The following is a 21,635-nucleotide window of genomic DNA, read 5'->3' as shown; positions in this document are numbered from 1 at the left end:
ACGCTATCTGTGACCGAAGATGGCCGAACCGACGCGCACCGACGTGGCGCCGAAGGCCACCGCCGTCTCGTAGTCGCCCGACATGCCCATCGACAGCTTTTCCACGCCCGCCTGCCCAGCCAGCTTTTCCAGCAGGGCGAAATGCGGTCCGGGATTCTCGTCGGCCGGCGGGATGCACATCAGCCCCTCGACGGCGAGGCCGTGGATTTCGCGGCAGCGGGCGACGAAGGCGACCGCCTCCGCAGGCTCGATGCCGGCCTTCTGTGGCTCGGAGCCGATGTTCACCTGAACGTAGAGCCGCAGCACCTTGCCCTGCTTCTTCATCTCCTTGGCAAGCTCGGCGGCGATCTTGTCGCGGTCGACCGTCTCGATGACGTCGAACAGCGCCACCGCTTCCTTCGCCTTGTTGGATTGCAACGGGCCGATGAGGTGCAGTTCAATGCCAGGAAACTCGTCCCTTAGCACCGGCCATTTGCCTTGCGCTTCCTGTACGCGGTTCTCGCCGAAGACGCGCTGGCCGGCAGTGAGGACGGGGCGGACGGCATCGGCATCGAAGGTCTTCGACACGGCGACCAGCGTGACGGCGCCGGCCGGTCGCCTGGCCTCGCTCTCGGCGGCGGCGATCCTGGCCTTGACTTCGGCAAGGCGTGAGGGCGCATCGTTCATGTCCGGCTCCAGCGTGTTTTTGTCCGGCGGCGCGGGGCCTTGCGGTTGACGGGTCTGTCAAACCATGGTGAAGACCGCAGCGGTCGTCCTCCCCGTGCTTTTAAGTGAAATTCGTCCCATGGCAACCGAACGATACAATCCGCGCGCATCCGAGCCGAAGTGGCAGAAGACCTGGGACGCCGAAAAGCTCTTCGAAACGAAGAACGACGACCCGCGGCCCAAATACTACGTGCTGGAGATGTTCCCCTACCCCTCCGGGCGCATTCACATGGGCCACGTGCGCAACTACACGATGGGCGACGTGGTGGCGCGCTGGCGCCGGGCTTGTGGCTATAACGTGCTGCATCCGATGGGCTGGGACGCCTTCGGCCTGCCGGCGGAGAACGCGGCGCGGGACAACAAGGTGAACCCGCGCGACTGGACCTACAAGAACATCGCCACGATGAAGGGCCAGCTGAAGACGATGGGCCTGTCGCTCGACTGGTCGCGCGAGATCGCCACCTGCAACGCCTCCTATTATCGGCACCAGCAGAAAATGTTCCTGGACTTCTGGAAGGGCGGGCTGGTCGAGCGCAGGGCGGCCAAGGTCAACTGGGACCCGGTCGACATGACCGTGCTCGCCAACGAGCAGGTCATCGACGGCAAGGGCTGGCGCTCCGGCGCGCCGGTCGAGCAGCGCGACCTGACGCAATGGTTCTTCAAGATCACCTCGGCCAGCCAGGACCTGCTGGACAGCCTCGACACGCTGGAGCGCTGGCCCGACAAGGTCAAGCTGATGCAGGCCAACTGGATCGGCCGTTCCGAGGGCCTGCTGATCCGCTGGAAGCTGGACGCCGCCACCGCGCCGGCCGGTGAGAGCGAGCTGGAAGTCTACACCACCCGGCCCGACACCATTTTCGGCGCGTCCTTCATGGCGATCGCCGCCGACCATCCGCTGGCGAAGAAGGCGGCCGAGAGCAAGCCGGAACTCGCCGCCTTCATCGAGGACATCCGCCATCGCGGCACCTCGGCGGCCGAACTGGAAACGGCCGAGAAGCGCGGCTTCGACACCGGCATCCGCGTCGTCCATCCCTTCGATCCGGACTGGACGCTGCCGGTCTACGTCGCCAATTTCGTCCTGATGGACTACGGCACTGGCGCCATCTTCGGCTGCCCCGGCCACGACCAGCGCGACCTGGACTTCGCCAATAAATACGGCCTGCCCGTCATCCCGGTCGTGCTGCCCGACGGCGCCGCCGCCGACGGATTCCAGATCACCGAAGAAGCCGTCGTCGACGAGGGCGCGATGATCAATTCGCGCTTCCTCGACGGCATGCGTTTCCGCGAGGCCTTCGATCAGGTCGCCGATCGCCTCGAGGCGATCACCGCCGGCAATCGCCCGCAAGCCGAGCGCAAGGTGCAGTTCCGCCTGCGCGACTGGCTCATCTCGCGCCAGCGCTACTGGGGCTGTCCGATCCCGGTCATCCACTGCGAAGCCTGCGGCGCCGTGCCGGTGCCGGATTCGGCGCTGCCGGTGGAACTGCCGACCGACGTCTCCTTCGAAAAGCCGGGCAATCCGCTCGACCATCACCCCACCTGGAAGCACGTCGCCTGCCCGCAATGCGGCAAGCAGGCCACGCGCGACACCGACACGATGGACACCTTCGTCGACTCGTCCTGGTATTTCGCCCGCTTCACCGACCCGTGGAACGAGAAGGCGCCGACGACGCTCGCCTATGTCGACGGGCCGAACGGCTGGCTGCCGGTCAACCAGTATATCGGCGGCATCGAGCATGCCATCCTGCACCTGCTCTATTCGCGCTTCTTCGCCCGCGCCATGAAGGCGACCGGCCACCTGAACGAGGTGAAAGAGCCGTTCGAGGGCCTGTTCACGCAAGGCATGGTCGTGCACGAGACCTATCGCAACCGGAACGGCTGGGTGACGCCGGCCGAAGTCAAGGTCGAGGACTTCGACGGCACGCGCAAGGCCTTCATGCTTTCGGACGGCACGCCGGTCGAGATCGGTTCGATCGAGAAGATGTCGAAGTCGAAGAAGAACGTCGTCGACCCCGACGACATCATCGGCAGCTACGGCGCCGACACGGCGCGCTGGTTCATGCTGTCGGACTCGCCGCCCGAGCGCGACGTGATCTGGACGGAGGCCGGCGTCGAAGGCGCGCACCGCTTCGTTCAGCGCGTCTGGCGGCTGGTATCGGAAGCCGCGCCGGCCGTCGCCGGTGTCGCGGGCGCGGCTGCGTCCGGCGGCGAGGCCGCGGCGCTGTCGAAGGGCGCGCACAAGATCCTGAAGGCCGTCGGCGAGGATATCGGCCGGCTGCATTTCAACCGGGCGGTGGCGCGCGTCTATGAACTGACCAACCTTCTGTCGCCGCAGGTGGCCGAGGTCGCCGCCGGCAAGGCGGTCGACCTGCCGGCGGTGCGGCAGGGGCTGGATTTCCTCGTCGCTATGATCGCGCCGATGATGCCGCACCTGGCCGAGGAATGCTGGGCGGCGCTGGGCGGCGAAGGGCTGGTGGCCGAACGGCCGTGGCCGGCCTTCGATCCGGTACTGGTGGTCGACAACGACGTCACCTATCCGGTGCAGATCAACGGCAAGAAGCGCGGCGATTTGACAATCTCGCGCGACGCAGACCAAGCTGCCGTCGAAAAAGCAGTGCTGGCGCTCGATTTCATGATAAAGGCGCTGGACGGCAAGCCGCCGCGCAAGGTGATCGTCGTGCCGCAGAGGATCGTCAATGTCGTTGCCTGACGCCGAACCATCGCACCGCGCCGGCAGCGCATTCCTGCGCCGGCTCGCCATTGCCGGCGCCGCCGCTTCGGCGTTGCTTGCCGCCGGCTGCACGGTGCGGCCGCTCTATTCCGACGCGCCGCTCGGCAATTCGACCGTCAGCGCCAGGGCGGAGCTGGCCTCGATCGCGGTCAAGCCGGTGAGTTCGCGCTATGCCCAGCAGGTCCGCAACAACCTGATCTTCGGCCTTTACGGCGGGGCGCAGGCACCGGCCGCGCCAACCTATTCGCTGGCGCTCAACGTCTCCGAACTGGTCCAGTCCGCGGCGACCATCCAGGTTACCACCGATGTCGACCAGCCGACCGCCGGTACGGTGACGCTCACGGCGGCCTATACGCTGACCGACGCCCAGACGGGCAAGACGGTTGCCGCCGGCACGCGCTCGATCTCGTCTTCCTACGACAAGCCGTCGCAGGAATTCGCCAACTACCGGGCGCAGATCGACGCCGAGAACCGTGCAGCGCGCGAACTCGGCGAAGTATTGCGTCTGGCGCTGGCGCAGGACCTGGCGAAGAAGGCCCGCTGACGGCCATCGCAGATCACTGCCCGAATCCCCAGAAAGGAGCGACCGCGCCCAAAAGCCGGTCGCCTCGATGATCAGCCGATGGTCTGGCCGGTCTTGGCCCAGTCGGCCAGGAACTGCTCCAGGCCCTTGTCGGTCAGCGGATGCTTGACCAGCGCCTTCAGCGTCGCCGGCGGTACGGTCGCCACGTCGGCGCCGATCATCGCCACTTCCTTGACGTGATTCACGGTGCGGATCGAAGCGGCCAGGATCTCGGTCTTGAAATCGTAGTTGTCGTAGATGGTGCGGATTTCCGAGATCAGTTCGACGCCGTCGATGCCCATGTCGTCGATACGGCCGATGAAGGGCGAAATGAAGGTGGCGCCGGCCTTGGCGGCGAGCAGCGCCTGGTTGGCCGAGAAGCACAGCGTCACGTTGACCATGCGGTCCATGTCGTTGCGGATGGAGCGGCAGGCCTTGAGACCATCCCAGGTCAGCGGCACCTTGATGGCGATGTTGTCGGCGATCTTCGACAGCACCTTGGCCTGCTGCATCATGCCGTCGTAGTCGGTGGCGGTCACTTCCGCCGAGACGGGACCTTCGACGATGTCGCAGATCTGCTTGGTCACCTCGGTGATCTTGCCGCCGGATTTCATGATCAGCGACGGATTGGTGGTGACGCCGTCGAGCAGGCCGAGATCGTTCAGTTCCTTGATCTCCTTGATGTCGGCGGTATCGACGAAAAACTTCATGACGATCTCCTTCGAATTGTCCGGGTGTCGGGAGGGCACGCTCGGCGTTGGGCTTTGCTCTAGACCAAAGTCGGGGCAAGGTCACGCGCGATGAGCAAAGATTCGCCTTTTGACGCGGCCGCCCCCGTGCTGGTTCCCATGCCTGCGGAACGCCCCTACACCTATGCGGTTCCTTCAGGAATGCGTGTAGTGCCGGGCTCGATCGTGCGCGTGCCGCTGGGGCCGCGGCAGGTGGCCGGGATCGTCTGGGACGGCGGCGCCGATGCGGTCGATGCCCGCAAGCTCAGGCCCATCGAAGAGGTGTTCGACTGCCCGCCGATCGCCGGGCCGATGCGCCGTTTCGTCGACTGGGTGGCGCATTACACGCTGTCGGCTCCCGGCATGGTGGCGCGCATGCTGTTGCGCGCGCCGGAAGCCTTCGATCCCGAGCCGTGGACGGAAGGCATCGTGCGCACCGACGCCCTGCCGGACCGCATGACGGCCGCCCGCGCGCGGGTGCTCGAAGCCGCGGACGGCGGCTTGGCCTGGACCCGCACCGGCCTCGCGCATGCAGCCGGCGTGTCCTCGACCGTCATCGACGGATTGAAGGCGCAAGGCGTGTTCGAAACGGTGATGATCCCGCCGCGCCCTGTCGTGGCCGCGCCCGACCCCGCCTATGCGCAGCCGCAACTGGCGCCCGACCAGCAGGTGGCGGCCGACATGCTGCGCGCCGGCGTCGCGGCGGACGGCTTCGGCGTCACGCTGCTCGACGGCGTCACCGGCTCCGGCAAGACGGAAGTCTATTTCGAGGCGGTCGCGGAAGCGCTGGAGAAGGGCAGGCAGGTGCTGATCCTGCTGCCGGAAATCGCGCTCACCCATGCTTTCCTCGAACGCTTCCAGGATCGCTTCGGCGCCAAGCCCGGCGAGTGGCATTCCGACCTTGCGCCCCGCATGCGCGAAAAGGTCTGGCGGCAGGTGGCCGAGGGCACGGTGCGGGTGGTGGCCGGCGCGCGCTCGGCGCTGTTCCTGCCGTTCAGGGAACTCGGCCTGATCGTCGTCGACGAGGAACACGACCCCGCCTACAAGCAGGAGGACCGCGTCTTCTACAACGCCCGCGATATGGCCGTCGTGCGCGGCCATCTCGGCGGCTTCCCGGTGGTGCTGTCCTCGGCCACGCCATCGGTGGAAAGCCGCGTCAACGCCACGCGGGGGCGCTACCGCCATGCGGTGCTGTCCGGCCGCTTCGCCGAGGCGGCACTGCCCGACCTCAAGGCGGTGGACATGCGCCGCGCCCCGCCGGCGAAGGGCAGCTTCCTGTCGCCGCTGCTCACCGAGCAGATCGGCGCGACGCTGGAAAAGGGCGAGCAATCGCTGCTTTTCCTCAACCGGCGTGGCTATGCGCCGCTGACGCTGTGCCGGGTTTGCGGCCACCGCTTCGGCTGCCCGGTGTGCTCGGCCTGGCTGGTCGAGCACCGCTTTCGCGGCCAGCTCGTCTGCCATCATTGCGGCCATGCGGAAAAACGCCCGGAAGCCTGCCCCGAATGCGGCACCTTCGACCACCTCGCCGCTTGCGGGCCGGGGGTGGAACGCATCGCCGAGGAAGTGGTGGCGACCTTCCCCGAGGCGCGTACCATCGTTCTGTCTTCCGACATCGTCGGCGGCGTACGGCGGCTCAGGCTCGAACTGGAGGCCATCGCCAAGGGCGACGCCGATATCGTCATCGGCACGCAGCTCGTCGCCAAGGGCCATAACTTCCCCAATATGACGCTGGTCGGCGTGGTCGACGCCGACCTCGGCCTCGCCAACGGCGATCCGCGCGCCGCCGAGCGCACTTTTCAGCTGCTCAGCCAGGTCACCGGCCGCGCCGGCCGCACCGGCAAAAAGAGCCACGGCCTGTTGCAGACCTACCAGCCCGACCATCCGGTCATGCAGGCGATCGTTTCCGGCAATGCGGAGAGCTTTTATGCGCGCGAGATCGCCGAGCGCGAGCGCGCCGGCCTGCCGCCTTTCGGCCGGCTCGCCGGCGTCATCGTCTCGGCCGCCACCCGCGCCGAGGCGGAAGGCCATGCACGCGCCCTGCGCCGCGCGGCACCGGAGGCCGCCGACATCTTCGTCCTCGGCCCGGCCGAAGCGCCGCTGGCGCTTGTTGCCGGCCGCCACCGGTTCCGCCTGCTGGTGCAGGGCGAGCGGCGCTCCGACATGCAGGCCTTTGTGCGAGCCATGCTGGCGAACGGGCCGAAACAGCGCGGCTCGGTGCGCGTGCAGGTCGACATCGATCCGCAGAGCTTTTTGTGACGGTATGCCGCGATCCAGAAAGTTTCCTTCTACGGAAACTTTCTCTTGCCTCTCCGGTACCGCCGGGATAGTTTCCTTGCAGAGAAACTATTTCGAGACCAACATGGCCCTGACGCTCTACATCCATCCGCTCGCCTCGTTCTGCCACAAGGTGCTGATCGCCTTCTACGAGAACGAGGTGCCGTTCACGGCCGAGACGGTCGATCTCATGGACCCCGGCGAAGCGGCGGACCACCTCGCCCGCTGGCCGGTCGGCAAGATTCCGGTTCTCTATGACAGCGACCGTGATCGCATCGTGGCGGAAACCACCGTCATCATCGAATATGTCGGCGAGCGCTACCCCGGCCCGGTGCCGCTGTTGCCGGACGATCCCGAGGCGCGGCTGGAGGCGCGGCTGTGGGACCGTTTCTTCGACCTCTATGTCAGCCAGCCGGTGCAGAAGATCGTCACCGACCGCATCCGGCCGGAAGGCAGGAACGATCCCCATGGCGTCGCTGATGCGCGCCGGACGCTGGATACCGCCTACGCGATGATCGAGGCGCGCATGGCGGAGCGGACATGGGCTTGCGGCGAGGCCTTCACCCTCGCCGACTGCGCCGCGCTGCCCGGCCTGTTCTTTGCCGGCATCGTGCAGCCGTTCCCGGCGGATGCCGCCAACCTATCGGCCTATTTCGAGCGGCTGCTGGCGCGGCCCTCGGTCAGGCGCACGCTGACCGAGGCGCGGCCGTTCTTCTCGATGTTTCCCTATCGGGATGCTATGCCGGAACGGTTTCTTCGCGACTGAGGATGGAGGACCGATGCAGGAAGCCCAGCCGCTCGACCGTCTTTTCTTGGCACTGGCCGATCCCGGCCGGCGCGGCATGGTCGAGCAATTGAGCCGCGGTCCCGCAACGGTCAAGGAACTGGCCGGGCCGGCGAACATGCGCCTGCCATCGGCGCTCAAGCACCTCAAGGTACTGGAGGACGGCGGCATGGTTGTCTCCCGCAAGGTCGGCCGCACCCGCACCTACGCCATGCGGCCGCAAGCGCTGGCGCCGATGCGCGCCTGGATGCGCGAGCGGGAGGCGGCGCTGAATGCGGCATTCGACCGGCTGGCGCAGGCGATGGCCGCCATGCCCGAGGAGGATGAGCGATGAGTACGGTCGAGCACACAACCTTCACCATAGAGCGCGAGCTGCCGGGCAGCCCGCGCCATGCCTTCCGCTTCTGGTCGGAAAAGGCGCTGAAGCGGCGCTGGACCGATTGCCATCCCGACTGGACGGTGCTGGACGACCGCTTCGATTTCACGGCCGGAGGCGAGGAGGCGGTGCGCTGGCGCACCGCCGAGGGCATCGAACAGACCTTCACCGCCTGCTACCTCGATATCGTTTCCGGGCACCGCATCATCTACGCCTTCGAGATGAGTTCGGCCGGCGCGCGCGTCTCGGCCTCGCTGGCGACCGTCGAATTCCGTCCCGGCGGCAGCGGCACGCGCATGCTCTACACCGAGCAGATGGCCTTCCTCGCTGGCGCCGAGGCGATGCAAATGCGCATCGCCGGCACCGGGACGGGCTTCGACCGGCTGATCGACGCCATCGCGATGGACATCTCCGGCGTGCATTGAACGGGCGGCACTTCCCCCTCGCCGCTTGACTTCACCGCCCCGCCGCCTTCAATGCGCAAACCGCAGAAGACGCAGATCGCAGAGGGGACTGGCGATGGAGTTTTCCTTTCCCTGGCCGATGAGCCAGGGCGAATGGCTGGCGTGGTCGAGCGCCGTCGTCACCGTGCTGCTCGGCCTGTTCTTCTTCCTCGCGCCCGGCCTCGCTTTCCGGGCGGTGCGGTTGCAGGCCAAGGCCGAGAAACCGGAGGCGGTGGCCGAGGGGCGCTCGCGCGTCGCCGGCTTCTATCTTGGCGTCGGCCTGTGCTGTCTGCTGCTCGCACAGCCGCTGCTCTACATGGCGCTCGGCTTCTCCTGGGCGTTCAGCGCCTTCGGCCGGCTGCTCGGCATGATGTCGGACGGCGCCAACACGCCTTACAACTGGGGCGCCATCGTCGTCGACCTCGTCCTGGCCGCCCTGCCGCTCGCCTTCGCCCTCGGTTTCGTGCCCTGAGCGGCCCGCCTTCCGCAAGGGCATCGGCATGCATGCGACAATAGTGCAAAAAACCATGCCAGCAGACGCATTGCGGTCGGCAAAGCCGTGTGCTAGACGGCAGGCGACTTTCGGCCGGGGGATGCGGAAGCCGCTCCCTTGTGCTTGAAATAAATTTAGCAAGGTCAAAGATTTAGCCAGAGTTTTTACTCGCGCCAACAATCTGCGGCCTGTCAGTTGAGAGAAAAGACGGACCGTGGCCCAGTCCTCCTCGCCAGTTTCCGGTGTCGCAGAGCGCTACGCAGGCTCTCTGTTCGACCTCGCGCTCGACGCCAATTCGGTTTCCAAGGTCGAGGCCGACCTCGCCAGCTTCGAGCGGATGTTCGAAGCGAGCGACGACCTCAGGCGCCTCATCAACAGCCCCGTCTTCACCGCCGACGGCCAGGAAAAGGCGATCGGCACCATCGCCGACCGCGCCAAGATCACCGGCCTCGTCGGCAACTTCCTGCGCGTCGCCGCCCGCAATCGGCGCCTGTTCGCCGTGCCGGGCATGATCAAGGCCTTCCGCCGCATCGCCGCCGAACATCGCGGCGAGGCTTCCGCGGAAGTCACGTCGGCCCATGCGCTCACGCCCGCGCAGCAGACGGAACTCAAGGCCACGCTCAAGAGCGTCGCCGGCAAGGACGTTTCGATCGCTGTCACCGTCGATCCCTCGCTGCTCGGCGGCATGGTCGTCAAGATGGGCTCGCGCCAGATCGACACGTCGCTCAAGACTAAACTCAATTCGCTCAAGCTTGCACTGAAAGAGGTCGGCTGATGGACATTCGCGCCGCTGAAATCTCCGCGATCCTGAAGGATCAGATCAAGAACTTCGGCAAGGAGGCCGAGGTCTCCGAAGTCGGCCAGGTGCTGTCGGTCGGCGACGGCATCGCTCGTGTCTACGGCCTCGACAACGTCCAGGCCGGCGAGATGGTCGAGTTCCCCGGCGGCATCCGCGGCATGGCGCAGAACCTCGAAGCCGACAACGTCGGCGTCGTCATCTTCGGTAACGACCGCGACATCAAGGAAGGCGACACCGTCAAGCGCACCGGCGCCATCGTCGAAGTGCCGGTCGGCCCCGCCCTGCTCGGCCGCGTCGTCGACGCGCTCGGCAACCCGATCGACGGCAAGGGCCCGATCAAGGCGACCGAGCGCCGCCGCGTCGACGTCAAGGCGCCCGGCATCATTCCGCGCAAGTCGGTGCACGAGCCGATGTCGACGGGCCTCAAGGCCATCGACGCGCTGATCCCGGTCGGCCGCGGCCAGCGCGAGCTGGTCATCGGCGACCGCCAGACCGGCAAGACCGCCATCATCCTCGACACCATCCTGAACCAGAAGTCGGTGCACGAGACCGGCCCGGACAAGGAAAAGCTCTACTGCGTCTATGTCGCCGTCGGCCAGAAGCGCTCGACCGTCGCGCAGTTCGTCAAGGTGCTGGAGGAGCGCGGCGCGCTCGAATACTCCATCGTCGTGGCGGCCACCGCGTCCGACCCGGCGCCGATGCAGTTCCTGGCGCCGTTCGCCGGCTGCACCATGGGCGAATATTTCCGCGACAACGGCATGCATGCCCTCATCGGCTATGACGACCTGTCCAAGCAGGCCGTCGCCTACCGCCAGATGTCGCTCTTGCTGCGCCGCCCGCCGGGCCGCGAAGCCTATCCGGGCGACGTCTTCTACCTGCATTCGCGCCTGCTGGAGCGCGCCGCCAAGCTCAACGACGACAACGGCGCCGGTTCGCTGACCGCGCTGCCCGTCATCGAGACGCAGGCCAACGACGTGTCGGCCTACATCCCGACCAACGTGATCTCGATCACCGACGGCCAGATCTTCCTCGAGACGAACCTGTTCTTCCAGGGCATCCGCCCGGCCGTGAACGTCGGCCTGTCGGTGTCGCGCGTCGGCTCCGCCGCACAGATCAAGGCGATGAAACAGGTCGCCGGCTCGATCAAGGGCGAGCTCGCGCAGTACCGCGAAATGGCGGCCTTCGCGCAGTTCGGTTCCGACCTCGACGCCTCGACGCAGCGCCTCCTGAACCGCGGTGCGCGCCTGACCGAGTTGCTGAAGCAGCCGCAGTTCTCGCCGCTCAAGACGGAAGAGCAGGTCGCGGTGATCTTCGCCGGCGTCAACGGCTACCTCGACAAGCTGACGCTGCCGCAGGTCGGTAAGTTCGAGCAGGGCCTGCTGACCCACATGCGCACCACCGGTAAGGCCGTGCTCGACGCCATCCGCGCCGAGAAGGCGCTGTCCGACGACCTGCGCGGCAAGCTGAAGGCCGAGATCGACGCTTTCGCCAAGACCTTCGCCTGATTGGCGAAGGACAGGGATCGGAAGCGGAAACAGAGTTTGAAGCATGGCGTCACTGAAAGACCTTCGTAACCGCATCGCCTCGGTCAAGGCGACGCAGAAGATCACCAAGGCGATGCAGATGGTCGCCGCGGCGAAGCTGCGCCGTGCCCAGGAAGCGGCCGAGGCTGCGCGTCCCTATTCCGAGCGCATGGGGGCGGTTCTCGCCAACATCACCCAGGCGGTCGGCGGCGGTGGCGATGCGCCTGCGCTGATGACCGGCACCGGCAACGACGACGTGCATCTGCTCGTCGTCTGCACGGCCGAGCGCGGCCTGTGCGGCGGCTTCAATTCGCAGATCGCGCGTCTGGCCCGCGACCATGCCCGCAAGCTTCTGGCCGAAGGCAAGACGGTCAAGATCATCTGCGTCGGCAAGAAGGGCTTCGATATCCTGCGCCGTGACTTCGCTTCGCAGATCATCGACCGCGTCGACCTGCGCGAAGTGCGCCAGCTCGCCTTCACCCATGCCGACGGCATCGCCCGCAAGGTGATTTCCCTGTTCAACGAGGGTGGCTTCGACGTCTGCACGCTGTTCTATTCGCAGTTCAAGTCGGTGATCTCGCAGATCCCGACGGCGCAGCAGATCATCCCGGCAGCGGCACAGGCCGATACGGCCGATGCCGGAACCGGCGGCGCCGTCTACGAATACGAGCCGGAGCCGGGCGAGATCCTCTCCGACCTCATCCCGCGCAACATCTCGGTGCAGATTTTCCGCGCCCTGCTGGAGAATGCGGCCGGCGAGATGGGCGCCAAGATGAGCGCCATGGACAACGCCACGCGCAATGCCGGCGACATGATCAACCGCCTGACGATCACCTACAACCGTCAGCGCCAGGCGCAGATCACCAAGGAACTGATCGAAATCATTTCGGGCGCCGAGGCGCTCTAACGCGGACGGCGGGCCGGCGGCCCGCGCGTCTTGCGCAAAACGAAGGACGAAAAGGGTAGAGACGATGGCGAAAGCAGCGACTCCTAAGACGGCGGCCGCGAAGACGGCTCCCAAGGCCGCGGCAAAGACGGCTTCGGCTGCGAAGGCGGCTCCGGCGAAGAAGGCAGCGGCTCCTGCCAAGGCGACCGCGGCCAAGCCGGCGGCGAAGGTGCAGACCACGGCCAACAAGCCGGCGATGCGCGCCACCGGCCCGAAGGGCAAGGTGCGCCAGGTCATCGGCGCCGTCGTCGACGTGCAGTTCGAGGATCATCTGCCGGCCATTCTGAACGCACTGGAGACCGACAACCAGGGTCATCGCCTCGTCCTCGAGGTTGCCCAGCATCTCGGCGAGAACACCGTGCGCTGCATCGCCATGGACTCCACCGAGGGTCTGGTGCGCGGCCAGGACGTCACCGACACCGGCGCGCCGATCTCGGTGCCGGTCGGCCCGGGCATGCTCGGCCGCATCATCAACGTCATCGGCGAGCCGGTCGATGAGGCAGGCCCGGTCGACGGCGTCGAGCTTCGCGCCATTCACCAGCCGGCCCCGGCCTATGTCGACCAGTCGACGGAAGCGGCCATCCTGGTCACCGGCATCAAGGTCATCGACCTGCTCGCCCCCTACGCCAAGGGCGGCAAGATCGGCCTGTTCGGCGGCGCCGGCGTCGGCAAGACCGTGCTGATCCAGGAGCTGATCAACAACATCGCCAAGGCCCACGGCGGCTATTCGGTGTTCGCCGGCGTCGGCGAGCGTACCCGCGAGGGCAACGACCTCTATCACGAGTTCATCGAATCGGGCGTCAACAAGAAGGGCGGCGGCCAGGGTTCCAAGGCCGCCCTCGTCTACGGCCAGATGAACGAGCCGCCGGGCGCCCGCGCCCGCGTCGGCCTCACCGGCCTGACGGTTGCCGAATACTTCCGCGACCAGGGCCAGGACGTGCTGTTCTTCGTCGACAACATCTTCCGCTTCACCCAAGCGGGTTCGGAAGTGTCGGCGCTGCTCGGCCGCATTCCCTCGGCGGTGGGCTACCAGCCGACGCTCGCCACCGACATGGGTGCGCTGCAGGAACGCATCACCACCACCACCAAGGGCTCGATCACCTCGGTGCAGGCCATCTACGTGCCCGCCGACGACCTGACCGACCCGGCGCCGGCGACCTCCTTCGCCCACTTGGACGCGACGACGACGCTGAACCGCGCCATCGCCGAGAAGGGCATCTACCCGGCCGTCGATCCGCTCGACTCGACCTCGCGCATGCTCGACCCGATGGTCGTCGGCGAGGAGCACTACGCCGTCGCCCGCCAGGTGCAGCAGACCTTGCAGCGCTACAAGTCGCTGCAGGACATCATCGCCATCCTGGGCATGGACGAGCTTTCCGAAGAGGACAAGCAGACGGTGGCCCGCGCCCGCAAGATCGAGCGCTTCCTGTCGCAGCCCTTCTTCGTCGCCGAAGTCTTCACCGGCTCGCCGGGCAAGCTGGTCGACCTCGCCGACACCATCAAGGGCTTCAAGGGCCTGGTGAACGGCGACTACGACCACCTGCCGGAAGCCGCCTTCTACATGGTCGGCTCCATCGAGGAAGCCGTCGAGAAGGCGCAGAAGCTGGCAGCGGAAGCAGCCTGATCAGGGCCGTAAGGCAATAGGACAGTAAGGCAATAGGGAGAGTGGACGAGGGAAGACGGCGGCTGAGCATAGGGATTCCTCCCCTACTGCCCTACTGCCCTACTGCCCTACTCCCATGAAACCATGGCTCAATCCTTCCAGTTCGAACTCGTCTCCCCCGAGCGCCTGCTTGTCTCGGACCAGGTCGAGTCCGTCATCATTCCCGGCGCCGAGGGCGAAATGACCGTCATGGCCAGCCACGCGCCGGTGATGACCACCATCAAGCCGGGCGTCGTCACGGTGAAGTCGGCCTCCGGCACGGAGGAACGCTACGTGGTGTTCGGCGGCTTCGCCGACGTCCTGCCGTCCGGCTGCACGCTGCTCGCCGAATCGGCGGTGGCGGTGAAGGACATCGACCGCGCCGACATCGCCCGCCGCATCCAGGAGGCGAAGGAAGACGTCGCCGACGCCAAGACCGACGAGCACCGCACCAAGGCCGAGGCGTTCCTGCACCAGCTCACCACGCTGGAAGGCGCCCTCCTGCCGGCCTAACGGCACACGGAACCCGTTCCATCGAAAAGGCCGGCAATGCCGGCCTTTTTCTTTGTGCGTTCCATGTTGGCAAGACCGCTTCCGTACAGCCGAACAAGCCATGGCGATGGTCGGCCCCCACCTGCCTCATACCTGACCTCGTCGACGCAGCGACTCGTTGAATTGTCGTCTGGCGCCAGCCGGAAACCGGCAATCGAGAGCTGTCGTGCGGCCTCTTGGCGCCAGGTGCACGAAGACAAACCGGAAGCCGAAAAATATTGGGAATCAGTCCGTTATCGAATATGAATGGCGGAGAAGGAGGGATTTGAACCCCCGATGCCCTTGCAGGCATGCCGCATTTCGAGTGCGGTGCATTCAACCACTCTGCCACTTCTCCGCATATGGTTGGGCCGTTGCCGACGCGGCGACTAGATAACGGTTGGCGTCGCCGGATACAAGGCCCAAAATAGGTTCCGATCCGGTCGCGATCCCAGTGCTGTTCCAGCGTGGTCATGGACCTCCTCGCCTTGACTCTGCCTGCCCCTTCGGCTAGGGAGGCCGCGCAATCGGCGTGGGAGCTTTCCGCGCCGCTTGTTTTTTGAACCCGCAGACTGACAAAAAGACGGCCCTGCCGCCCCGTTCTCCCGAACGCCAGGTGGCTCCACGAGGCCGACCGAACAGCGAAAGGCAAAAAATGTTCGCAGTCATCAAAACGGGCGGCAAGCAGTATCGCGTTGCCGCCAACGACGTCCTGAAGATCGAGAAGCTCGAGGCTGAGGTCGGCGAGATCGTGCAGATCGGCGCCGTGCTGGCCTATGGCGAAGGTGACAAGGTCACCTTCGGCGCCCCCTTCGTCGATGGCGCTTCCGTCGCCGCCGAGGTTGTGGAACAGGGCAAGTCGCGCACCGTCATCGCTTTCAAGAAGCGCCGCCGGCAGAATTCGCGCCGCAAGATCGGCCATCGCCAGTTGCTGACCACCGTGCGCATTTCCGAGATCCTGACCGACGGCGCCAAGCCCTCGAAGAAGGCGGCCGCCAAGGCCGAGACGAAGACCGAAGCCAAGGCTGACGCCGCACCGAAGGCTGCCAAGGAAGAGGCTGCTCCGGCTGCCGCAGCGCCGCTGTTCAAGGCGCCGAAGGGCAAGGCCGACGACCTCACCGTCATCAAGGGCATCGGCCCCGTGGCGGCCAAGGACCTCAACGAGCAGGGCATCACCACCTTCGCCCAGCTCGCCGCCCTGACCGATGCCGACGCCGACAAGATTGACGCGGCGATGCCCTTCAGCGCCGACCAGATCAAGGACTGGCGCGAGCAGGCGAAGGAATTGGCCCAGTAATTGGAACAAGCCAAGTAATTCGCCCGGACCTTACCGGACAGGCTTGAAACGGAACGCGAACGCGTTCATAGAGATCGCAGGCGCCGAACGGCGCAAAGGAGTACTACCATGGCACACAAGAAAGCTGGCGGTTCGTCGCGCAACGGTCGCGATTCCGAATCCAAGCGCCTTGGCGTGAAGAAATTCGGCGGCGAAGCCGTGCTCGCCGGCAACATCCTCATTCGTCAACGCGGCACCAAGTGGCATGCCGGCACCAATGTCGGCATGGGCAAGGACCATACGCTTTTTGCCCTCGAAGCCGGTGCCGTTTCGTTTGCCAAGAAAGCCAACGGCCGAACCTACGTGTCGGTAAACCCGATGACCAAAGCCGCGGAGTAGCCGGTTCCGCACTAGAACACCGGCGCCCATCTCGGGAACCGGTGTCTGGCCAGGCCAGGAAAAGGATCAGGGGAGATGGGTGACCGTCTCCCCTTTTACTTTGCCTGGAGGACTGACCATGGTTGCCGAAGAAGCCTTCCTTGAAGAAAGTTCTTTCATTGACTGCCCGACGCTGACCACCGAACGTCTGGTGATGCGCCCACCGCACGAGGTCGACATCGCGCAACTCATCGCGCTCGCCGACAACCGTCACGTTGCCGAGATGCTGGCGCGCATGCCGCATCCCTATGGCGAGGCCGAGGCGCGCGCCTTTCTCGCCATGGCAGCCGCACCCCGCTCCGGCGTCGTCTATGCGCTGACATTGAAGGAGAACGGTGCCTTCGTCGGCTCCGCCGGCCTCAATGCCACGGATCGCGGGCTGGAACTGGGCTACTGGATCGGCGAACCTTACTGGCGGCAGGGTTATGCGACCGAGGCCGCGCACGCGCTGGTCGATCTTGCCTTCGCCCGCACGTCGGTCCAGGTGCTCCACGCCTCGTGCCGGGTCATCAACCCGTCCTCGCGGCGTGTCATCCACAAGTGCGGCTTCCAGTATGCCGGCCAGGGCATGCTGAACTCCATCGTCGCCGGCCAGGTGCCGGTCGAGCGCTACCGGCTCGACCGGCGGACCTGGGCGAGCCTGAGGAACTGGCCGCGGTTTTGAGGGGCGGGGTGCGTCCTTCGAGGCTCGCCCTGCCATGTCTGCGCTTGCTCGCAACCGATGAAGCGGGCTCGCACCTCAGGATGAGGATCGTTGTCGCCGGTCATTGGCCTACGCCTGTGCATGTCAGGATGCGCGCATCAGCGGCCCTCATCCTGAGGTGCGAGCCCGCACAAGGTCGAAATGCGCGCTTCGATCGCGGCGGGCGAGCCTGGAAGGACGCACCCGAGACCTACCCCAGTTCCAGCCACACCGGTAGATGGTCGGAACCGACTGCCTGCCGGTCGACCCAAAGCCGCTTCAGGCTGGCGGCCAGCGACGCGCTGGTGAAGGCATAGTCGATACGCTTGTGCCGGCTGGCGTCCTGCGGCCGCTTCGGATCGACCCAGGTGACGAGGTCGTCGCCGGAGACCGCCAAACGCGCTGCGACGTCGACGGCGAGGTCGACGGACAGCGGCATGTCGAACTCGTGGTCGGGCAGGCCGGCCAGTTCGACATATTCGGGCGAGCCGGCCAGCATGTTGAAGTCGCCCATCAGCACGAAGGCCTCCGGCGCCGGCGGTTCCGGTAGGCCGACTTCCGACAGGCCGGTCAGGCCGCCGCCTTCGAGCGCATGATTGAACAGGCGCTCACGCAGGAAACGGATCTGCCGGGCGCGCTCCACGGGATTGCGGTGATCGAGATGGGTGGAATAGAAGCGGATGAAACCCAGCGGCGTCTCGATCAGCGCTTCCAGCGCGCCGCGCTGGAAGTTGAGCGCGCCGATCGAACGGCTGCGCGGCAGGAGAAGATTGCGCGAAAGCTGGATCGGCATTTTCGACAGGATCATGTTGCCGAGCTGGAACATGGTCGTGACGGCGCGGCCGTCCTTGACGTACGAGCCGACATTGGCCTCGAAATTCGAGCCGTAGACCACAAAATAGTCCGGCAGCAGGGCTGTCAGCTCCGCCACCATGTCGCGCCCGCCGTTCTGCGGGTTGTTGCGCGAGACTTCCTGCAGGGTGATGACGTTGGCGCCGCGCACGGCGTCCGCGATGCGCTCGGCGTCGTAGCGGCCGTCGAGGCCGACGCCGTACTGGATGTTGTAGCTCACCACCTTCATTGCGGCATCCCTTCGGCAATCCGCCCGATTCGACCGTGACGGCCTCGCGCTTACGCGCATCTTGCTCTAAGACCGCTCGATCCGTTCCATAACAGCACGACAAGCCACACGCATGAAATTCCTCGATCAGGCCAAGGTCTATATCCGCTCCGGTGATGGCGGCGCGGGTTCCGTGTCGTTCCGGCGCGAGAAGTTCATCGAGTTCGGCGGGCCGGACGGCGGCGACGGCGGCCGCGGCGGCGATGTCTGGGTGGAGGCCGTCGACGGCCTGAACACGCTGATCGACTACCGCTACCAGCAGCATTTCAAGGCCAAGACCGGCGTCCACGGCATGGGCCGCAACCGCGCCGGCGCCAAGGGCGCGGACGTGACGCTGAAAGTGCCGGCCGGCACCCAGATCTATGCGGAGGACAACGAAACGCTGATCTGCGACCTGACCGTGGTCGGCCAGCGCTTCCTGCTCGCCAAGGGGGGCAATGGCGGCTTCGGCAACCAGCATTTCAAGAGCTCGACCAACCAGGCGCCGAGCCGCGCCAACCCCGGCCTGCCGGGCGTGGAAATGACCATCTGGCTCAGGCTGAAGCTGATCGCCGACGCCGGGCTGGTCGGCCTGCCCAACGCCGGCAAGTCCACCTTTCTGGCAGCGGTCACTGCGGCCAAGCCGAAGATTGCAGACTATCCTTTCACTACACTGCATCCGGGCCTCGGCGTCGCCCGCATCGACGCGCGCGAATTCGTCATCGCCGACATTCCGGGCCTGATCGAGGGCGCGCACGAAGGCGTCGGCATCGGCGACCGCTTCCTTGGCCATGTCGAGCGCACGCGGGTTCTCCTGCATCTCGTCTCGGCGCAGGAGGAGAACCCCGGCAAGGCCTACAAGACCGTGCGCGGGGAACTCGAAGCCTATGCGCATGGACTGGCGGAAAAGCCGGAGATCGTCGCGTTGAGCCAGGTCGATACGCTCGATGCCGACGCCCGCAAGAAAAAGCTCGCGGCGCTGAAGCGCGCCTGCGGTTCTACGCCGCTGGCGCTCTCGGCCGTCACCCGCGAAGGCGTCGAGGCGGTGCTGCGCGCGCTGATTTCGGTTGTCGAGGAAGCGCGAACCGGCGAAACGCCGGTGCAGGACGACCGGTGGGTGCAGTAGCCATGCACGCGCCGTCTGCTTCCCTCCTCTCTCTAAAATCCTACCGCCGCATCACCGTGAAGATCGGTTCGGCACTGCTGGTCGACCGCGCGGCCGGCCTCAAGCGCGATTGGCTGGAGGCACTCGCAGCCGACATCGGCAGGCTGGCTCAAGGCGGCGCCGAGGTGCTTGTCGTCTCGTCCGGGGCCATTGCGCTCGGCCGCACCATCCTCGGCCTCAGCCGCAAGGCGCTGAAGCTGGAGGAAAGCCAGGCCGCCGCCGCCGTCGGCCAGATCGCACTGGCCGGCGCGTGGTCGGATGCGCTCGGCCGCAACGGGCTCAAATCCGGGCAGATCCTGCTGACACTGGGCGACACCGAGGAGCGCCGCCGCTATCTCAACGCCCGCGCCACCATCTCGACGCTGGCCAAGATGAAGGCCGTTCCGGTCATCAATGAGAATGACACGGTGGCGACGTCTGAAATCCGCTACGGCGACAACGACCGGCTGGCCGCTCGCGTGGCCACCATGATGGGCGCCGACCTGCTCGTCCTGCTCTCCGACATCGACGGGCTCTACACCGCGCCGCCCGCGCGGGACCCTGATGCCGAATTCCTGCCGCTGGTCGAGCGGATCACGCCGGAGATCGAAGCGATGGCAGGCGGCGCAGCTTCGGAACTGTCGCGCGGCGGCATGCGCACCAAGATCGACGCCGGCAAGATCGCCACGGCGGCGGGCACAGCCATGATCATCACTGCTGGCCAGCGCATGAACCCGCTGTCGGCCATCGAGCGCGGCGAGCGCTTCACCCTGTTCAAGCCGAGCAGCCATCCGGTGAAGGGCTACAAGACCTGGATCGCCGGCCAGCTGGAGCCGGCAGGCCGGCTGACCGTCGACGACGGCGCGGTCAAGGCGCTGATGTCGGGCAAGTCGCTGTTGCCGGCCGGCGTGAAGCTGGTCAGCGGTAACTTTTCGCGCGGCGATACGGTGGCGATCCTGTCGCCGGACGGCCGCGAGGTCGCGCGCGGGCTGGTTGCCTACGATGCCGTCGACGCGTTAAGGATCGCCGGATTGAAATCGGCCGAGATCGACAGCGTTCTCGGCTACCACGGACGCTCGGCGATGATCCACCGCGACGACCTGGTGGTGGGCGACGCTGACCAGGCCAACGGAGGGTGAGCCGTGCTGAAATCGCATGAATCCGCCGACGACACCGTCTCGTTGATGGCCGCTCTCGGCCGCCGGGCGCATGTGGCGGCACGGCCGCTGGCCGTCGCCTCGACCGAGGCGAAGAACGCAGCACTTACCGCCATGGCCGATGCCATTCGGCGCAATGACGCGCAAATCCTCGAAGCCAATGCCATAGACCTGAAGAACGGTGAGGAAGCCGGCCTTTCCGCCTCCTTCATGGACCGGCTGAAGCTGACGCCGGAGCGTATCGCGGCGATCGCGCAGGGAATCCGTGAGATCGCCGCCCTTGCCGATCCGGTGGGCACCGTCATCGCCGCATGGGACCGCCCCAATGGCCTCCATATCGAGCGCGTGCGCACGCCGCTCGGCGTCGTCGGCGTCATCTACGAAAGCCGGCCGAACGTCACCGCCGACGCCGGCGCGCTGTGTCTGAAAGCCGGCAATGCCGTGATCCTGCGCGGCGGTTCGGATTCCATCAACTCGTCGTCCGCCATCCACGCCTGCCTGGTCGAAGGCCTGAAGGCGGCCGGATTGCCTGAGGACGCCATCCAGCTCGTGCCCACCACCGACCGCGCCGCCGTCGGTGAGATGCTGAAAGGGCTTTCCGGGAATCTCGACGTCATCATTCCGCGCGGCGGCAAGAGCCTGGTCGCGCGCGTGCAGGCGGAAGCGCGCGTGCCGGTCTTCGCGCATCTGGAAGGCATCGTGCATCTCTACATCGACCGCACCGCCGATCTTGAGATGGCGAAAAAGATCGCGGTCAATGCCAAGATGCGGCGCACCGGCATCTGCGGCGCCGCTGAGACGCTGCTGGTGGATCGCGCCGTGACCGGCACGCATCTCGTGCCCATCCTCGCGGCATTGAAGGACGCCGGCTGCGCCATTCGCGCCGATGCCGAGGTGCTGAAGGCATTCCCCGATGCCGAGCCGGCGACCGACGCCGACTGGACGAGCGAATATCTCGACGCCGTCATTTCGGTGAAGCTGGTTGACGGCGTGGGCAAGGCCATCGACCACATCGAGACATTTTCCTCCCACCACACCGAGGCGATCGTCGCCGAGGATGCGGCGGCGGTGGAGCGCTTCTTCAACGAGATCGATTCCGCCATCCTGCTCCACAACGCCTCGACCCAGTTCGCCGATGGCGGCGAGTTCGGCATGGGCGCCGAGATCGGCATCGCCACGGGCAAGATGCACGCGCGCGGCCCGGTCGGCGTCGAGCAACTCACTTCCTTCAAGTACCGCGTGCGTGGCGCTGGCCAGGTTAGAAGCTGATCGGCGCGGCTGACTTGCCGTGACACGCGATTGTGC

21 protein-coding genes and 1 tRNA gene are annotated in these 21,635 nt (G+C 66.2%); 18 read left to right on the top strand and 4 right to left on the bottom strand.

Annotation, left to right across the window (positions count from 1 at the left end):
* Nucleotides 1–3: 3 nt before the first annotated feature.
* Nucleotides 4–666, bottom strand: coding sequence for a YggS family pyridoxal phosphate-dependent enzyme (locus E6C48_RS10805; RefSeq protein ID WP_136356992.1), 663 nt, complete (start codon nt 664–666; stop codon nt 4–6).
* A 118-nt stretch (nt 667–784) separates the two neighbouring features.
* Between E6C48_RS10805 and leuS the strand changes: the two genes are divergently transcribed.
* The gene (gene leuS, locus E6C48_RS10800) at nt 785–3,412 is read left to right on the top strand and encodes a leucine--tRNA ligase (protein ID WP_136356990.1); all 2,628 of its coding nucleotides are present in this window, start codon (nt 785–787) and stop codon (nt 3,410–3,412) included.
* Nucleotides 3,399–3,977 (top strand): LPS assembly lipoprotein LptE, encoded by a 579-nt coding sequence (lptE, locus tag E6C48_RS10795; RefSeq protein ID WP_136356988.1) that lies wholly within the window; start codon nt 3,399–3,401, stop codon nt 3,975–3,977. The genes leuS and lptE overlap by 14 nt, the downstream gene beginning before the upstream one ends.
* 71 nt (nt 3,978–4,048) lie before the next feature.
* On the opposite strand, the gene fsa is transcribed toward lptE, so the two are convergent.
* Complete coding sequence (gene fsa, locus E6C48_RS10790) at nt 4,049–4,705, bottom strand: fructose-6-phosphate aldolase (RefSeq protein WP_136356986.1); 657 nt, start codon at nt 4,703–4,705, stop codon at nt 4,049–4,051.
* A gap of 90 nt (nt 4,706–4,795) precedes the next feature.
* Here fsa and E6C48_RS10785 point away from each other — a divergent pair, with 90 nt between their 5' ends.
* The 10 genes from E6C48_RS10785 (at nt 4,796) to E6C48_RS10740 (ending at nt 14,516) form a co-directional block, all read left to right on the top strand.
* The gene (locus tag E6C48_RS10785) at nt 4,796–6,979 is read left to right on the top strand and encodes a primosomal protein N' (protein WP_136356984.1); all 2,184 of its coding nucleotides are present in this window, start codon (nt 4,796–4,798) and stop codon (nt 6,977–6,979) included.
* A gap of 103 nt (nt 6,980–7,082) precedes the next feature.
* Complete coding sequence (locus E6C48_RS10780) at nt 7,083–7,763, top strand: glutathione S-transferase family protein (protein ID WP_136357214.1); 681 nt, start codon at nt 7,083–7,085, stop codon at nt 7,761–7,763.
* A 13-nt stretch (nt 7,764–7,776) separates the two neighbouring features.
* Complete coding sequence (locus E6C48_RS10775; protein WP_136356982.1) at nt 7,777–8,115, top strand: ArsR/SmtB family transcription factor; 339 nt, start codon at nt 7,777–7,779, stop codon at nt 8,113–8,115.
* The gene (locus E6C48_RS10770) at nt 8,112–8,582 is read left to right on the top strand and encodes an SRPBCC family protein (RefSeq protein WP_136356980.1); all 471 of its coding nucleotides are present in this window, start codon (nt 8,112–8,114) and stop codon (nt 8,580–8,582) included. Before E6C48_RS10775 ends, E6C48_RS10770 begins: the two co-directional genes overlap by 4 nt.
* A gap of 94 nt (nt 8,583–8,676) precedes the next feature.
* Entirely contained in the window at nt 8,677–9,072 is a 396-nt protein-coding gene (locus tag E6C48_RS10765; protein ID WP_136356978.1) for an AGROH133_08824 family phage infection protein, read from the top strand.
* Nucleotides 9,073–9,307: 235 nt separating this feature from the next.
* Nucleotides 9,308–9,868 carry a F0F1 ATP synthase subunit delta gene (locus E6C48_RS10760; protein WP_136356976.1) on the top strand — a complete coding sequence of 187 codons (561 nt, stop codon included), beginning with the start codon at nt 9,308–9,310 and terminating at the stop codon, nt 9,866–9,868.
* The gene (gene atpA, locus E6C48_RS10755) at nt 9,868–11,397 is read left to right on the top strand and encodes a F0F1 ATP synthase subunit alpha (protein ID WP_136356974.1); all 1,530 of its coding nucleotides are present in this window, start codon (nt 9,868–9,870) and stop codon (nt 11,395–11,397) included. The genes E6C48_RS10760 and atpA overlap by 1 nt, the downstream gene beginning before the upstream one ends.
* Before the next feature lie 43 nt (nt 11,398–11,440).
* On the top strand, nt 11,441–12,322 hold the full coding sequence (locus E6C48_RS10750) for a F0F1 ATP synthase subunit gamma (RefSeq protein WP_136356972.1): 882 nt from the start codon (nt 11,441–11,443) through the stop codon (nt 12,320–12,322).
* Nucleotides 12,323–12,386: 64 nt separating this feature from the next.
* Nucleotides 12,387–13,985 carry a F0F1 ATP synthase subunit beta gene (atpD, locus tag E6C48_RS10745; RefSeq protein ID WP_168734504.1) on the top strand — a complete coding sequence of 533 codons (1,599 nt, stop codon included), beginning with the start codon at nt 12,387–12,389 and terminating at the stop codon, nt 13,983–13,985.
* A 123-nt stretch (nt 13,986–14,108) separates the two neighbouring features.
* The gene (locus tag E6C48_RS10740; protein WP_136356970.1) at nt 14,109–14,516 is read left to right on the top strand and encodes a F0F1 ATP synthase subunit epsilon; all 408 of its coding nucleotides are present in this window, start codon (nt 14,109–14,111) and stop codon (nt 14,514–14,516) included.
* A 286-nt stretch (nt 14,517–14,802) separates the two neighbouring features.
* Here E6C48_RS10740 and E6C48_RS10735 read toward each other — a convergent pair.
* Nucleotides 14,803–14,892: transfer RNA gene (locus tag E6C48_RS10735), tRNA-Ser, on the bottom strand.
* 297 nt (nt 14,893–15,189) lie between these two features.
* On the opposite strand from E6C48_RS10735, the gene E6C48_RS10730 reads away from it, so the two are divergent.
* The 3 genes from E6C48_RS10730 to E6C48_RS10720 all read left to right on the top strand — a co-directional run bounded on the left by E6C48_RS10730 (nt 15,190) and on the right by E6C48_RS10720 (nt 16,912).
* A complete protein-coding gene (locus E6C48_RS10730; RefSeq protein ID WP_136356968.1) occupies nt 15,190–15,831 on the top strand; it encodes a 50S ribosomal protein L21 in 642 nt (213 codons plus the stop codon).
* 108 nt (nt 15,832–15,939) lie between these two features.
* Nucleotides 15,940–16,209: a 50S ribosomal protein L27 gene (rpmA, locus tag E6C48_RS10725; protein ID WP_136356966.1), complete on the top strand. Its 270-nt coding sequence runs from the start codon at nt 15,940–15,942 to the stop codon at nt 16,207–16,209.
* A 118-nt stretch (nt 16,210–16,327) separates the two neighbouring features.
* A complete protein-coding gene (locus tag E6C48_RS10720) occupies nt 16,328–16,912 on the top strand; it encodes a GNAT family N-acetyltransferase (protein ID WP_136356964.1) in 585 nt (194 codons plus the stop codon).
* Between the two features lie 229 nt (nt 16,913–17,141).
* Here the strand turns inward: E6C48_RS10720 and E6C48_RS10715 are convergent, their stop codons facing one another.
* Nucleotides 17,142–18,011 (bottom strand): endonuclease/exonuclease/phosphatase family protein, encoded by an 870-nt coding sequence (locus E6C48_RS10715; protein WP_136356962.1) that lies wholly within the window; start codon nt 18,009–18,011, stop codon nt 17,142–17,144.
* Nucleotides 18,012–18,123: 112 nt separating this feature from the next.
* On the opposite strand from E6C48_RS10715, the gene obgE reads away from it, so the two are divergent.
* The 3 genes from obgE to E6C48_RS10700 are packed head-to-tail and all read left to right on the top strand — an operon-like array spanning nt 18,124 to nt 21,599.
* Nucleotides 18,124–19,155 carry a GTPase ObgE gene (gene obgE, locus E6C48_RS10710; protein WP_136356959.1) on the top strand — a complete coding sequence of 344 codons (1,032 nt, stop codon included), beginning with the start codon at nt 18,124–18,126 and terminating at the stop codon, nt 19,153–19,155.
* 2 nt (nt 19,156–19,157) lie between these two features.
* Nucleotides 19,158–20,312 carry a glutamate 5-kinase gene (proB, locus tag E6C48_RS10705; RefSeq protein ID WP_136357210.1) on the top strand — a complete coding sequence of 385 codons (1,155 nt, stop codon included), beginning with the start codon at nt 19,158–19,160 and terminating at the stop codon, nt 20,310–20,312.
* Between the two features lie 45 nt (nt 20,313–20,357).
* Nucleotides 20,358–21,599 carry a glutamate-5-semialdehyde dehydrogenase gene (locus E6C48_RS10700; protein WP_407940977.1) on the top strand — a complete coding sequence of 414 codons (1,242 nt, stop codon included), beginning with the start codon at nt 20,358–20,360 and terminating at the stop codon, nt 21,597–21,599.
* Nucleotides 21,600–21,635 lie beyond the last annotated feature (36 nt).

The organism is Ollibium composti, assembly GCF_004801285.1.
GTDB lineage: Bacteria > Pseudomonadota > Alphaproteobacteria > Rhizobiales > Rhizobiaceae > Mesorhizobium > Mesorhizobium composti.
This window is presented reverse-complemented; position numbering and strand designations above follow the sequence as displayed.

Excerpts from the sequence above, each read along its gene's own strand:
- atpA (WP_136356974.1), top strand. The coding sequence starts at position 9,868 with ATGGACATTCGCGCCGCTGAAATCTCCGCGATCCTGAAGGATCAGATC.
- E6C48_RS10765 (WP_136356978.1), top strand. The coding sequence starts at position 8,677 with ATGGAGTTTTCCTTTCCCTGGCCGATGAGCCAGGGCGAATGGCTGGCG.
- lptE (WP_136356988.1), top strand. The coding sequence starts at position 3,399 with ATGTCGTTGCCTGACGCCGAACCATCGCACCGCGCCGGCAGCGCATTC.
- E6C48_RS10780 (WP_136357214.1), top strand. The coding sequence starts at position 7,083 with ATGGCCCTGACGCTCTACATCCATCCGCTCGCCTCGTTCTGCCACAAG.
- E6C48_RS10785 (WP_136356984.1), top strand. The coding sequence starts at position 4,796 with ATGAGCAAAGATTCGCCTTTTGACGCGGCCGCCCCCGTGCTGGTTCCC.
- E6C48_RS10805 (WP_136356992.1), bottom strand. The coding sequence starts at position 666 with ATGAACGATGCGCCCTCACGCCTTGCCGAAGTCAAGGCCAGGATCGCC.
- E6C48_RS10770 (WP_136356980.1), top strand. The coding sequence starts at position 8,112 with ATGAGTACGGTCGAGCACACAACCTTCACCATAGAGCGCGAGCTGCCG.
- proB (WP_136357210.1), top strand. The coding sequence starts at position 19,158 with ATGCACGCGCCGTCTGCTTCCCTCCTCTCTCTAAAATCCTACCGCCGC.
- E6C48_RS10740 (WP_136356970.1), top strand. The coding sequence starts at position 14,109 with ATGGCTCAATCCTTCCAGTTCGAACTCGTCTCCCCCGAGCGCCTGCTT.
- E6C48_RS10775 (WP_136356982.1), top strand. The coding sequence starts at position 7,777 with ATGCAGGAAGCCCAGCCGCTCGACCGTCTTTTCTTGGCACTGGCCGAT.
- leuS (WP_136356990.1), top strand. The coding sequence starts at position 785 with ATGGCAACCGAACGATACAATCCGCGCGCATCCGAGCCGAAGTGGCAG.
- rpmA (WP_136356966.1), top strand. The coding sequence starts at position 15,940 with ATGGCACACAAGAAAGCTGGCGGTTCGTCGCGCAACGGTCGCGATTCC.
- E6C48_RS10700 (WP_407940977.1), top strand. The coding sequence starts at position 20,358 with ATGGCCGCTCTCGGCCGCCGGGCGCATGTGGCGGCACGGCCGCTGGCC.
- E6C48_RS10720 (WP_136356964.1), top strand. The coding sequence starts at position 16,328 with ATGGTTGCCGAAGAAGCCTTCCTTGAAGAAAGTTCTTTCATTGACTGC.
- E6C48_RS10730 (WP_136356968.1), top strand. The coding sequence starts at position 15,190 with ATGTTCGCAGTCATCAAAACGGGCGGCAAGCAGTATCGCGTTGCCGCC.
- E6C48_RS10715 (WP_136356962.1), bottom strand. The coding sequence starts at position 18,011 with ATGAAGGTGGTGAGCTACAACATCCAGTACGGCGTCGGCCTCGACGGC.
- atpD (WP_168734504.1), top strand. The coding sequence starts at position 12,387 with ATGGCGAAAGCAGCGACTCCTAAGACGGCGGCCGCGAAGACGGCTCCC.
- obgE (WP_136356959.1), top strand. The coding sequence starts at position 18,124 with ATGAAATTCCTCGATCAGGCCAAGGTCTATATCCGCTCCGGTGATGGC.
- E6C48_RS10750 (WP_136356972.1), top strand. The coding sequence starts at position 11,441 with ATGGCGTCACTGAAAGACCTTCGTAACCGCATCGCCTCGGTCAAGGCG.
- fsa (WP_136356986.1), bottom strand. The coding sequence starts at position 4,705 with ATGAAGTTTTTCGTCGATACCGCCGACATCAAGGAGATCAAGGAACTG.